Origin of the sequence: Musicola paradisiaca NCPPB 2511, from assembly GCF_000400505.1 — a bacterium.
Classification (GTDB): Bacteria; Pseudomonadota; Gammaproteobacteria; order Enterobacterales; family Enterobacteriaceae; genus Musicola; species Musicola paradisiaca.
Genome location: NZ_CM001857.1, coordinates 2,018,127 through 2,031,464, shown reverse-complemented (window position 1 = coordinate 2,031,464; position 13,338 = coordinate 2,018,127). Strand labels below are relative to the sequence as shown.

The following is a 13,338-nucleotide window of genomic DNA, read 5'->3' as shown; positions in this document are numbered from 1 at the left end:
CCCGGCAGGCGTCACCAGGGCTCGAACGGATCTTCCAGCGTCTGCCAACTGTCGACACCCGCCAGCAACTGTTCATCCGTCAACAGGCTGTCATCTAATTGGCGGACAATCCATGCCCGATCCAGATTCTGCCCGATAAAGACAATTTCCTGGCGCATATCGCCGAAAGGCTCCTGCCATTTCTCGTCGATAGCCGCCTGCGCCGCTTCATCCTGCGGCCAATGTTCGCGTGGAATCGACTTCCAGAATCGCCCCGCATAACCATAACGCAACACGCCGCCCGCCTGATGCCAGGAACCGGCATCAAACGGCCTACTCGCCAGCCAAAAGAAACCTTTTGAACGCAGCAGGCGCCCAGTGCCCCAATCAGCCTGTTCCAGAAAACGGTAGAACCGCATGGGATCGAACGGCCGACGCGCCTGATACACAAAACTGCTGATGCCATAGCTTTCCGTTTCCGGGGTATGCGCGCCGCGTAATTCGCGCAGCCATCCCGGCGCCATCGATGCCTTGTCGAAACTAAAGCGACCGGTATTCAGCACTTCATCCAGTTCAACCTGACCATGTGCAATCGGCAGAATGCGCGCTTCAGGGTTCAAGCTATGCAGAACCGCCATCACCTCATTACGCTGTTCGGCGTCCATTTCATCAGTCTTACTCACCAGCAACACATCACAGAATTCGATCTGTTCGATAAGCAGTTCGGACACGCTGCGCTCATCATCTTCGCCCAGGCTTTCTCCCGCCTCTTGCAAACTCTGCGCTTCCTGATATTGCTGCAGAAAATTGACGCCATCCACCACAGTCACCAGCGTATCCAGCCGGGCGAAATCCGACAGGCGCTGCCCGTTTTCATCTTCAAAGGTGAACGTTTCCGCCACCGGCAGCGGTTCGGATATACCGCTGGACTCGATCAGCAAATAGTCGTAACGGCCGGTTTGCGCCAGTTCGCGCACGGCAACCAGCAAATCTTCACGCAAGGTGCAACAGATGCAGCCATTACTCATCGACACCAGTTTTTCCTGGCGATGATCGAGTGTGACCTCATTGTTGACCAGGTCGGCGTCAATATTCACTTCGCTCATGTCATTGACGATCACCGCCACCCGGCGCCCCTGACGATTGTTCAGAATATGGTTAAGTACGGTGGTTTTGCCTGCGCCCAGAAAACCGGACAGCACCGTGACGGGTAAAGGAGGCATAGGCCCGCTCCTGCTCAGAAATTATCGCACTGCGACCATGAAGCACGATCGCAACCGGCAGGCATGCTAACACATGAGATATGTTATAACATAACATTTTTAAGGCGAGACACACGACAGCCCAATCACGTACAAAAACGCGCATCAGAAGAAATACGGTGGAAAACGTTCGACAAGTCGTCTCGGCCGGACAAACCTATCCGGCCGGGAGCTGGCTGAATGCGCGTTAGTGGGCAACCGCCGACAGATACCCCGCACGGTCATCGACCCGGAACCGGTCGACGGTACGGGCAAGATCCTGTGCCTGATCGTTCAGGGATTTCGCCGCCAGCGCCTCCTGTACCAAGGCGGCGTTCTGCTCGGTACTTTGTTCCATCTGAGACACCGCCTGATTCACCTGAGTGATCCCCGCCCCTTGCTCCGAACTGGCGGTGCTGATCTCGACCACCATAGTGGTGACACGTTTGACGCTTTCGACAATCTCATCCATGGTTGAGCCCGCGTGTTTGACCAGCTCGGTTCCTTCGTCCACCCGGGATACCGAGTCATCAATCAGGTTTTTGATTTCTCTGGCTGCGGATGCAGAACGTTGCGCCAGCGTTCGCACTTCGCTTGCCACCACCGCGAATCCGCGCCCGGCCTCACCGGCGCGTGCAGCTTCCACGGCGGCATTCAGCGCCAGAATATTGGTCTGGAACGCGATGCTGTCGATCACCCCGATGATATCCACAATCTTACGTGACGAGGCATCGATCGAATCCATCGTAGCGACGACTCGTTTCACCACTGTCCCGCCACGGGTTGCAACATCCGACGCCGAGTGCGCCAGTTGATTGACATGCCGTGCATTATCGGCATTCTGCTGTACGGTTGCCGTCAGCTGTTCCATTGCGGCGGCGGTCTGCGCCAGGGCACTGGCCTGAGATTCTGTCCGGGATGACAAATCCTCATTGCCGGAAGCGATCTGGGTCGACGCGGTGGCGATGGAGTTGGTACTGCCGCGTACCTGGCTGACCAGCGCAGAGAGGTTGTCGCGCATCAACCGGATGGCATACAGAATACTGTGGTGATCATTAGGATGGGTCTTCACATCCACCACCAGATTCCCCTCCGCAATCTGCCTGACCACATCCACGGCGTACTGCGGCTCGCCCCCCAGCTGGCGCAACAACGTGCGCATCATAGCCCAAGCCAGCGCCGACACCACCAACAGCAGTGCACCGCCGATCGACAGCAAAATCATGGCGTTACGCCAAAATGCCTGCTGGATATCGTCGATATAGTCACCATACCCGATGATCCAGTCCCAAGGTTGGAATTTGACCACGGCATACAGTTTTTCAACCTCCTGTGTTGCGCCGGGGCGAGTGCCCTTCGCCATCACGGTGCCGATGGCGTTGCCTTCCAGCGCAGTGCGGTAGCGTACCCCCGCCTCCTTGCCGCCGTTGGCGTCAACAATGCCGACCCGTTTCGGATTGGGATGCACATAGTTCACATCGTTGCTGTAACCACGCACAAAGAAGTAGCGATCATTGAGGTGAAAACTGCCGATAGCGCGCCGGGCTTCCGCCTGCGCCTGTTCGGATGATAGCTGCCCGGCCTTTTCAAGATCGTAGAATTTCTGCGCCGCCGCCTGGGCCAGCACCACCAACGTGGACAACTGCCCGGTGCGTTCCTTCATCATCGATTGATACAACGTGTTCAACGCAACCGCCGACAATGCGATCAAACCCAGCATCGTGGCGGCGCACAACAGTGCAATACGCCTGCGTAATGTCATTGATATTCACCCCCTGATACAACTTGATGTGAAACTTAACAAAAATTAATGTAAAACATTAAATATCACATTTATGATCGTTTTCGAACCAAAAGGGACAAAATGGAGCTTATTTTTTGTCATATACGAATACATTATCGCGATAACGACACCGCCGCTTCTTTACCGCCGCCAGTGCGCATTGGTGGATAAATCGTTGGGGGAAAATGCGGATTTGGCGATATACCGGCCGTAAATTGCTGCCTATCGCATCAGGGTGATGAAAAAAACGACAGATAACTGCAAGAAATTGGGTGGAATGGCAGAGTGCTGTACACTCTGGTTAATTGCATCTTGTCTGAAAATGCCCGTATGTCCGGAAAACACTTTTTCGCATTGGCGCTCATGGCGCTGACATTACCCGCTTTAGCGCAAACGCCGCAACCCGGCCCGACGCCGCCGGAAGATATCCGCCACAGCGGCTTCGTGTATTGCGTCAACGACGTGCTGAATACCTTTAACCCGCAAATGGCGCGCAGCGGCCTGATGGTGGACACGCTGGCCGCACAGATGTATGACCGTCTGCTGGGCGTCGATCCCTACACCTACCGGCTGGTGCCGGAGCTGGCGCAACGCTGGGAGGTCGCCGACAATGGCTCAACCTACCGTTTCACGCTGCGGCGTGATGTCCCTTTCCAGCAGACGCAGTGGTTCACCCCAACCCGGATGATGAATGCGGACGACGTGCTGTTCAGCTTTCAGCGCATGCTGGATAAAAAACACCCGTTCCACGACATCAACGGCGGCGAATATCCCTATTTTGACAGCCTGCAGTTAGCCGACAGCGTGCAAAGCATCCGTAAACTCGGGGACTACAGCGTCGAAATCCGGCTGAACAGCCCGGACGCTTCGTTTTTATGGCACCTGGCCACCCACTACGCCCCGATACTCTCTGCGGAATACGCCCACCAGCTGACGCAGATTGACCGTCGGGAGCAGATCGATCGTCAACCGGTGGGCACTGGCCCGTATCGCCTTGATGAATACCGTTACGGCCAGTATGTCCGGCTTAAGCGCAACGATGATTATTGGCGCGGCCAACCCCGAATGGAGCAGGTGGTCATCGACCTCGGCTCCGGCGGAACCGGCCGTCTTTCCAAATTATTGACCGGCGAATGCGATGTGCTGGCTTACCCCGCGGCCAGCCAGCTTTCCATCCTGCGTAACGATCCGCGTCTGCGCCTGTCGCTGCGTCCGGGGATGAACGTCGCCTATCTGGCGTTCAACGTTCGAAAACCGCCGCTGGACGATTCCCGAGTACGCCACGCCATCGCGCTGGCTATCAATAACGTTCGCCTGATGCAGTCGATTTACTACGGTACGGCGGAAACCGCATCGTCGATCCTGCCGCGCGCGTCGTGGGCGTTCGACAATGAAGCGCGCGTGACCGAATACAACCCGGAAAAAGCGCGCCAGCAGTTGAAAGCGTTGGGTATCCATAACCTGCAGCTGCAACTGTGGGTGCCGAGCGGTTCACAATCTTACAACCCCAGCCCGGTCAAAACCGCCGAACTGATCCAGGCGGATCTGGCGCAGGTGGGCATCAACGTCACCGTCGTTCCGGTGGAGGGCCGTTTTCAGGAAGCCCGACTGATGGAGATGAACCACGACCTGACGCTGGCTGGCTGGGCCACCGACAGCAACGACCCGGACAGCGTGTTCCGGCCGTTGCTTAGCTGTGCGGCCATCCGTTCGCAAACCAACTACGCCCACTGGTGCGATCCCGGTTTCGATCAAGTCTTGCAGGACGCGCTCTCTTCACAGCAACTGTCGCGCCGCATAGAACACTATAAAAGCGCGAACCATATCCTGTCTGAACAACTGCCGGTACTGCCGCTGGCGTCCTCTTTGCGCATGCAGGCCTACCGTTACGACATGAGAGGATTGGTGCTGAGCCCGTTCGGTAACGCCTCGTTCGCGGGGGTATATCGAGATGATGACCACCAGGAAAACCCAGGCGCCCGGCAGATGGAACCGTCGGCGGAAAAAACGTCTGCAGGAGAACAACCGTGATTATCTTCACCCTTCGTCGTCTGCTACTGCTGGTGGTGACGCTGTTTCTGCTGTCGCTGATCGGTTTCAGCCTGATATATTACACGCCGCATGCGCCGCTCAGCGGCGCCTCCCTGACGGATGCTTATCGCTTCTACTTCACCAGCTTGTTGCAGGGTAACTTCGGCATTTCCGCCATCAACGGCCAGCCGATCCGCGAGCAATTACGTGAAGTGCTGCCCGCCACGCTGGAGCTCTGTATTCTGGCGTTCGCCGTATCGATGATCGTCGGTATCCCGCTCGGCATCATCGCGGGCGTCATGTACAAAAAACCGCAAGATCGGCTGATCAGCGGCCTGTCCCTGCTGGGCTTTTCACTGCCGGTCTTCTGGCTGGCGCTGCTGTTGACCCTGTTCTTCTCGCTCTATCTCGGCTGGCTGCCGGTTTCCGGGCGCTTTGATTTACTGTACGAAGTGCAGACCGTCACCGGGTTTGCGTTGATCGATGCCTGGCTCTCCCCGTCGCCCTATCGTGACGAGATGCTACTGAGCGCCTTGCGTCACCTGATTCTGCCGGTGCTGGTATTGTCCGTCGGCCCCATGACCGAAGTCATTCGTCTGATGCGTACCAGCACCATCGAAATCGGCACCAAAAACTACATTAAGGTGGCGATTACCCGCGGTTTGTCGCGCATGACCGTCATCCGCCGTCACTTGCTGCACAATGCGCTGCCGCCGATCATTCCACAGTTGGGGCTGCAGTTTTCCACCATGCTGACGCTGGCGATGATTACCGAAGTGGTGTTCAGTTGGCCCGGCATCGGCCGCTGGTTGGTTAACGCCACCCGCCAGCAGGATTTCGCCGCCATGTCCGCGGGCGTCATGGTGGTGGGCGCGCTGGTGATTACCGTCAATGTGCTGTCCGATATCTGGGGCGCGATGGCGAATGCGCTGAAACATAAGGAATGGTATGCACTCCGATAATATCTACGGCGAAAAAGATTTACCCAGCCGCTGGCGTGATACCTGGCGTGTGTTTTATCAGGATCGGATCGCCTTACTGGGTTTCTACGGGTTTCTGCTGCTGATGGCGCTGTGCCTGTTCGGCAGCACGTTGGCGCCCTACGCGGTAGACCAGCAATTTCTGGGCTACCAGTTGTTACCCCCTTCCTGGTCGCGTTACGGCGAAGTGTCCTTCTTTCTCGGTACCGACGATCTGGGGCGCGATCTGTTGAGTCGTCTGTTGAGCGGCACGGCCTCCACCGTCGGTTCCGCCCTGCTGGTCGCCATCAGCGCTACGCTGGTCGGCGCCATTATCGGCCTGATTGCCGGCGTCACCCACGGCCTGCGCTCTGCCATACTCAACCATATTTTCGATACCTTGCTCTCCGTGCCGTCGTTGCTGCTGGCGATGGTGGTGATCGCCTTTATCGGCCCACAACTTCTCCACGCCATGCTGGCGGTATGGCTGGCGCTGCTGCCGCGCATGGTGCGCACGATCTATACCGCCGCCCACGACGAGCTGGAAAAAGAGTATGTGATCGCCGCCCGGCTGGATGGCGCCCCTACGCGCTATATCATCTGGTATGCCGTGTTGCCGAATATCCTGCCGTTGCTGGCGTCCGAGTGCACTCGGGCGCTGTCGGTGGCTATTCTGGATATCGCCGCGCTGGGCTTCCTCAATCTGGGGGCTCAGTTGCCCACCACCGAATGGGGCACGCTGTTAGGTAACTCGCTGGAGCTGGTTTACGCCGCGCCCTGGATCGTCATGCTGCCCGGTGCGGCCATTACGCTTAGCGTATTGATAGTCAACCTGCTGGGAGACGGCATTCGCCGCGCCCTGCTCGCCCAAACCCAATAGTGGTGAAAAATAGCTATGCCTTTACTGGAAATTCGTAATCTGACCATCGAATTCCTTACCGCAGAAGGTTCGGTCAAGGCGGTGGATCGCGTCAGCATCAGCCTGAGCGAAGGCGAGATACGCGGTCTGGTGGGGGAATCGGGCTCAGGTAAAAGCCTGATCGCCAAGGCTATCTGCGGCATCACCAAAGAAAACTGGCGCATCAGCGCCGACCGCTTTCGCTTTGACGACGTGGATCTGCTGAAACTTTCGCCGCGTGAACGACGCAAACTGGTCGGGCACAATATGTCGATGATTTTTCAGGAGCCGCAATCCTGTCTCGATCCGTCGGCGCGTATCGGGCGTCAGTTAATGCAGTCGATTCCCGGCTGGACTTACAAAGGCCGTTGGTGGCAGCGCATCAACTGGCGCAAGCGCCGGGCGATCGAGCTGCTGCATCGCGTCGGGATCAAGGATCACCGGGATATTATGCGCAGCTACCCTTATGAGCTGACCGACGGCGAGTGCCAGAAAGTCATGATTGCCATCGCGCTGGCCAATCAACCTCGGCTATTGATCGCCGACGAACCGACCAATGCCATGGAAGCCACCACCCAGGCGCAGATTTTCCGTCTGCTCTCGCGGCTCAACCAGAATAACAACACCACTATTTTGCTGATCAGCCACGACCTGCAAACCATGAGCCAGTGGGCGGATCGCATCAACGTGCTGTATTGCGGTCAAACGGTGGAAAGCGCGACCAGCGAAGAGCTGATCGGCGCGCCGCATCATCCTTATACCCAGGCGTTGATTCGCGCCATGCCGGATTTTGGCCGCTCGCTGCCGCATAAAAGCCGTCTGAACGCGCTGCCGGGCGCTATCCCTTCGCTGGAACACTTGCCGGTGGGGTGCCGTCTCGGGCCGCGCTGCCCTTATTCACAGAAAAAATGTATGGATACGCCGCCACTCATTCCGGTGAAAAACCATTGGTACGCCTGCCACTTCCCGCTTAACACGGAGGAATCCTGATGGTTGAAACGCTGCTGGAAGTCCGTAATCTCACCAAAACCTTCCGCTATCGCACCGGCTGGTTCCGGCGCCAGCATGTGGAAGCGGTGAAATCGGTAACGTTTACCCTACGCGAACGGCAGACGCTGGCTATCATCGGCGAGAACGGCTCCGGCAAATCGACGCTGGCCAAAATGTTGGCCGGGGTGATCCCGCCGACGTCCGGTGAACTGTTGATCGACGATCAACCGCTGCATTACGGCGATTATCACTACCGCAGCCAGCGTATCCGTATGATTTTTCAGGATAGCGCCAATGCACTGAATCCGCGTCAGCGCATCGGCCAACTGCTTGAACTGCCGCTGCGACTGAATACCAAAATGACGCCGCAAGAACGGGAAAAAGCCATCTATCTGGCGCTGCGTCAGGTAGGATTGCGGCCGGATCACGCCGTCTACTACCCGCACGCGCTGGCGCCGGGCCAGCTCCAGCGCGTCGGGCTGGCGCGGGCGCTGATCCTACGGCCCAAGGTGATCATCGCCGACGAAGCGCTGGCGTCGCTGGATATGTCCATGCGTTCCCAGATCATCAACCTGATGCTGGAATTGCAGGAGAAACAGGGGATCGCCTACATCTATGTGACCCAGCATCTGGGCATGATGAAGCATATCAGCGATCAGATTCTGGTCATGCAGGCCGGCGAGGTCGTCGAGCGCGGCAGCACCGCCGACGTCCTCGCCTCCCCGCTCCACGACCTGACTAAACGCCTCATCGCCAGCCACTTCGGCGAAGCGCTAAGCGCAGATGCCTGGCGGCGCGACGGCGGCCTCTCCTGAACCGCCGGGCCCTGCGTCAGGGCCCGGATTTACCCCGACAGCGCGGAAATCATTCCTCCGTCCAGTGATAATCCATTTGAAATATCAGGTAATTCCTGCAGCCGCAACGCGGCGCGGACTGCTCGGAGTACACCTTTTTGTACCATACATGGTAGAATCGCCGCGTTTATTCACGTCGGTCATCAATAACGGGTTATTTTTCTGATGATGACCACAGCAACAATGATCACAAGGATACTGCCATGGGTTTTCTTAACGGTAAGCGCATTCTGGTAACGGGCGTCGCCAGCAACCGCTCCATTGCATACGGCATCGCACAAGCAATGCATCGCGAAGGCGCCGAACTGGCGTTTACTTATCAGAACGACAAACTGAAGTCGCGTGTTGAAGAGTTTGCCAAAGAATTTGATTCCAGCATCGTTCTGCCGTGTGATGTTGCGGAAGATGCCAGCATCGACGCGCTGTTCGCTGAACTGGTCAAGGTATGGCCGAATTTTGACGGTTTCATTCACTCCATTGCTTACGCGCCGGGCGATCAGTTGGATGGCGATTATGTTGATGCAGTGACTCGCGAAGGCTTCGCCGTCGCTCACGACATCAGCTCCTACAGCTTCGTCGCCATGGCCAAAGCCGCGCGTAAGTTGCTGAATCCCAACTCGGCGCTGGTTACGCTGTCTTATCTGGGTGCTGAACGCGCCATTCCTAACTACAACGTTATGGGCCTGGCCAAAGCCTCTCTGGAAGCCAACGTGCGTTATATGGCCAACGCCATGGGCCGCGACGGTATTCGCGTCAACGCGGTTTCCGCCGGCCCGATCCGTACTCTGGCGGCTTCCGGCATCAAGAACTTCAAGAAAATGCTGTCACATTGTGAAGCAGTGACCCCCATCCGTCGTGTTGTCACCATTGAAGATGTGGGTAATGCGGTCGCGTTTTTGAGTTCTAACCTGGCGGGCGGCATTTCCGGTGAAATCCTGCACGTTGACGGCGGTTTCAACATCGCCGCGATGAACGAGCTGGAACTGGGCGAGTAATCTCGTCGGCAGACGAGTCGCCTGGCTCGTCTGCGTTTCCCCCTCCGCTGTCATCTCCTGCGTCTCACCCCTTAAGCCAATGTCTGGCAACCTCAAAAAAACGTTCCGCCAGTATAGTGGCGCGTCCGTGCTGCGCGATCGCCACCGCACCCTGTCGCGACATCGCCGGCAACGTTAATGGCCGCTGCGACAGCGCCGGCGTCATACCGGGTATCAGACTGCCGTCCGGCACAATGCCGCACCCCAGTCCGGCAAATACGCTCTGCAGCAGTTGCAATACCGACGCGCTCTCCACCCGAACCCGGGGCGCCACGCCTGCACGCCGAAACTGGCTATCCAGATAGCGGCGAAAATAACGGCTCGGCTCGGCCAGGCACAGCGGAACCCCGGCCAGTTCCGGCAGCGTCACGGCGCCTTCGCCCGCTAGCGTCGGGAAATGTTGCGGGTGATACAGCAGCGACACCCCGCCGCCGGTCAGCGGCGTCGACTGAAAGCGTAGCTCCTGTAACGTTGTCAGCTCGAAGAAACCAATACCGACATCCACACTGTGGGCATTCAGCGCGTCCAGCAGTTGATCGGCGCTGAACAGCGATACCTGATAGTCCATCTGCGGGTATTCGTCGCTCACCGCCTTTAGCAGTTCCGGCAGTGCCAGGCTACTCTGCGGCACCACGCCAACCCGCAGCAGGCCGCTGGTGCCGTGCTGTAATGACGCCACTTCCAGCTTCAACCCCTGGTAGACAGATATCATCTCCCGCGCCCACGCCAGCACCCGTTCGCCTTCGGCCGTAAACCCTTCAAAATTGTTGCCGCGCCGGATCAATGCCAGCCCCAGCTCATGTTCCAGATTTTTTAACCGCATCGACAGCGTGGGCTGGCTGACGAAGCTGGCCTCCGCCGCCCGGCCGAAATGACGCTCTTTTTCCAGATTGCACAGGTACTGCAGTTGTTTGATATCCATGATGTTTGATATCCATGATGTTTGAACGCTCCGCCGCACGATGGCGGGCAGTGTAACGCTTTCACGATAAGCCCGCTCTATTCCGTCATTACCCTCTTTGATTAGACGTTGCGCCAGCGGACTTCTAGACTTTGCTTAGCGCGCAAATATTTAAAGTTTTTTTTACATCCATTAAACATAAATCACCTGCGAAACAGACCATGAAATTCAAATCCGCCATCAAGCCATACCGCAGCGCAGCCGGCGGCTGGGGCTCATTGGAAGCCACCACCCGTTTTGTGCTCGACAGCAAGCAAGCGCTGAAAAATATCCGTAATTTGCTGCGGGTCAATAAAAGCCGGGGGTTCGACTGCCCTGGATGCGCCTGGGGCGACGACAGCCACAGCACCTTCAGCTTCTGTGAAAACGGCGCCAAAGCCGTAAGTTGGGAAGCGACGCGCAAAGCCGCCGGGCCGGATTTTTTCGCCGCGCATACCCTGAGCGCCCTGCGTCGCCAGAGCGACTATTTTCTGGAGTATCAAGGGCGGCTGACCCATCCGCTGCGTTACGACGCCGCCAGCGATCGCTATCTGCCGATCAGTTGGGATGACGCCTTTGCCGTGATCGCTCGCCATATTCACGCCATGGAGCACCCGGATCGGCTGGAGCTGTATACCTCCGGTCGCGCCAGCAATGAAGCGTCCTTCCTGTATCAACTGTTCGGGCGGATACTCGGCACCAACAACTTCCCCGATTGTTCCAACATGTGCCACGAAGCCAGCGGCACCGGCCTGAAACAAAGCATCGGCGTGGGTAAAGGCACGGTACGGCTACAGGATTTCGAACAGGCCGACGCCATTTTCGTCTTCGGCCAAAACCCCGGCACCAACCATCCGCGCATGCTGCATAGCCTGCGTCACGCCGCCGATCGCGGCGCGCATATCGTGGCGTTCAACACCCTGCGCGAGCGCGGGCTGGAGCGTTTCGCCAACCCGCAGAATCCACTGGAACTCTTGACGCCGCGCTCCGGCGCCATCAGCGAAACCTACCTGCAACCCAATCTCGGCGGCGATATGGCGGCGGTACGCGGTATCGTCAAAGCGTTGCTGGAAACCCACGCCAGCGCCTGAATGCGGGCCAGCCCGGCCTGTTCGACCAGCCGTTCATCGACGCTCATACCGACGGCATAACCGCCTATCTGGCGGCGGTGGACGCCACCGACTGGGCGCACATCGAACGACAATCCGGCATCAGCGAGGAGCAACTGCGCCATGTGGCGGGAATATACCAGCGCGCCCAACGGGTGATCTGTACCTGGGCGATGGGCGTTACTCAGCATAAGCACTCGGTCGCCACAGTGAGGGAAATCGTCAATCTGCAACTGCTGTTCGGCCAGTTGGGTAAACCGGGGGCCGGGCTTTGCCCGGTGCGCGGCCACAGCAACGTTCAGGGCAACCGCACCATGGGGATTGACGAGAAGCCGTCCGATGCCCTGCTCGATCGTCTGGCGGCCCATTTCGGTTTCACGCCGCCGCGCCGTCACGGTCACAATACGGTGCAGGCGCTGGAAGCCATGCTGCGGGATGAGGTCAGCGTTCTGATTACGCTGGGCGGCAATCTGGCCGCCGCCGCGCCGGATACGGAGCGTACCGCCGAAGCTCTGATTCGCTGCGATCTGACCGTACATATCAGTACCAAACTCAACCGCAGCCACCTGATTACCGGGCGTAAAGATGCGCTGATCCTGCCGACGCTGGGCCGTACCGACCGAGATGAGCAGGCCGCCGGGTCACAATTCATCACCGTCGAAGACTCGTTCAGCATGGTGCATGCCTCGGAGGGCGTCGGTCAGCCGTTGTCGCCGGAACAGCGATCGGAAACGGCGATCGTCGCCGGCATCGCGCACGCGGTGTTGGGCAGCGAGCGGGTCGATTGGCTGGCGCGAGCGGCCGACTACAACCTGATTCGCGATGATATCGCCGCCACGCTGCCGGGCTTTGCCGATTTCAATCAACGCATTACCGCTCCGGGTGGTTTCTGGCTCGGCAATGCGGCGGCGGAGTACCGGTTCAATACCGCCACCGGCAAAGCGCGTTTCGGTGCAGCAGCCTTGCCGGTTAGCGTCGTGCCGCACGGGGATGCCCCGGCGCCCTTTACGCTACAGACGCTACGCTCGCACGATCAGTACAACACCACGATTTACGGGCTCGATGACCGCTACCGCGGCGTCTACGGCCAACGCGACGTACTGTTCATGCACCCGGACGATATCGCCGGCCTCGGCCTGCAAGATGGCGATCGGGTGGATATCGAAACCCTGTGGCACGACGGCGTTTTCCGTCAGGTCAGCGGATTCCGGCTGGTCGGTTACGCGATCCCGCGCGGCAATCTGGCGGCTTACTACCCGGAAACCAACCCGCTGGTTCCACTCTCCAGCTACGGCGACGACACCTTCACACCGACGTCGAAGTCCATTCCAGTGCGTATCACGCCCAGCGCAGCGCAAGCGGATCAGTTGCGTATCGCCTGACCGACCCGCGCCCTTCGGGGCGCGGGTTGTATGCCGTATGCCCCTGCCGGCCTGGATCTTGATTACGTCTTCCTATCAACGCTTGCCGCCAACGGCCGAATCGCGTAAAAATGTCTGCCGCTAAAGCCACTAACAACC

General features: G+C 58.3%; 9 protein-coding genes and 1 pseudogene. 7 read left to right on the top strand and 3 right to left on the bottom strand.

The window, feature by feature from the left end; all coding sequences use genetic code 11:
* Positions 1-11 precede the first annotated feature (11 nt).
* Together zigA and DPA2511_RS08865 are read right to left on the bottom strand one after the other, a co-directional pair.
* Positions 12-1,202, bottom strand: a complete 1,191-nt coding sequence (gene zigA / locus DPA2511_RS08870; RefSeq protein WP_012765334.1) for a zinc metallochaperone GTPase ZigA — start codon at positions 1,200-1,202, stop codon at positions 12-14.
* Positions 1,203-1,428: 226 nt separating this feature from the next.
* Complete coding sequence (locus tag DPA2511_RS08865; protein ID WP_012765333.1) at positions 1,429-2,982, bottom strand: methyl-accepting chemotaxis protein; 1,554 nt, start codon at positions 2,980-2,982, stop codon at positions 1,429-1,431.
* Positions 2,983-3,333: 351 nt separating this feature from the next.
* Here DPA2511_RS08865 and sapA point away from each other — a divergent pair, with 351 nt between their 5' ends.
* The 6 genes from sapA (at position 3,334) to fabI (ending at position 9,730) form a co-directional block, all read left to right on the top strand.
* On the top strand, positions 3,334-5,034 hold the full coding sequence (gene sapA / locus DPA2511_RS08860) for an ABC transporter substrate-binding protein SapA (protein WP_023638265.1): 1,701 nt from the start codon (positions 3,334-3,336) through the stop codon (positions 5,032-5,034).
* Positions 5,031-5,996, top strand: a complete 966-nt coding sequence (sapB, locus tag DPA2511_RS08855; protein WP_012765331.1) for a putrescine export ABC transporter permease SapB — start codon at positions 5,031-5,033, stop codon at positions 5,994-5,996. Before sapA ends, sapB begins: the two co-directional genes overlap by 4 nt.
* Positions 5,983-6,873, top strand: coding sequence for a putrescine export ABC transporter permease SapC (gene sapC, locus DPA2511_RS08850; protein ID WP_012765330.1), 891 nt, complete (start codon positions 5,983-5,985; stop codon positions 6,871-6,873). The genes sapB and sapC overlap by 14 nt, the downstream gene beginning before the upstream one ends.
* Before the next feature lie 15 nt (positions 6,874-6,888).
* A complete protein-coding gene (gene sapD / locus DPA2511_RS08845; protein ID WP_012765329.1) occupies positions 6,889-7,881 on the top strand; it encodes a putrescine export ABC transporter ATP-binding protein SapD in 993 nt (330 codons plus the stop codon).
* Entirely contained in the window at positions 7,881-8,696 is an 816-nt protein-coding gene (gene sapF, locus DPA2511_RS08840; protein WP_012765328.1) for a putrescine export ABC transporter ATP-binding protein SapF, read from the top strand. Before sapD ends, sapF begins: the two co-directional genes overlap by 1 nt.
* 242 nt (positions 8,697-8,938) lie before the next feature.
* On the top strand, positions 8,939-9,730 hold the full coding sequence (gene fabI / locus DPA2511_RS08835) for an enoyl-ACP reductase FabI (protein WP_012765327.1): 792 nt from the start codon (positions 8,939-8,941) through the stop codon (positions 9,728-9,730).
* A 64-nt stretch (positions 9,731-9,794) separates the two neighbouring features.
* Here fabI and DPA2511_RS08830 read toward each other — a convergent pair whose 3' ends face one another.
* Entirely contained in the window at positions 9,795-10,691 is an 897-nt protein-coding gene (locus DPA2511_RS08830; RefSeq protein ID WP_012765326.1) for a LysR family transcriptional regulator, read from the bottom strand.
* 200 nt (positions 10,692-10,891) lie between these two features.
* Here DPA2511_RS08830 and DPA2511_RS21390 point away from each other — a divergent pair.
* Positions 10,892-13,200 (top strand): annotated as a pseudogene (locus tag DPA2511_RS21390) (FdhF/YdeP family oxidoreductase).
* Positions 13,201-13,338 lie beyond the last annotated feature (138 nt).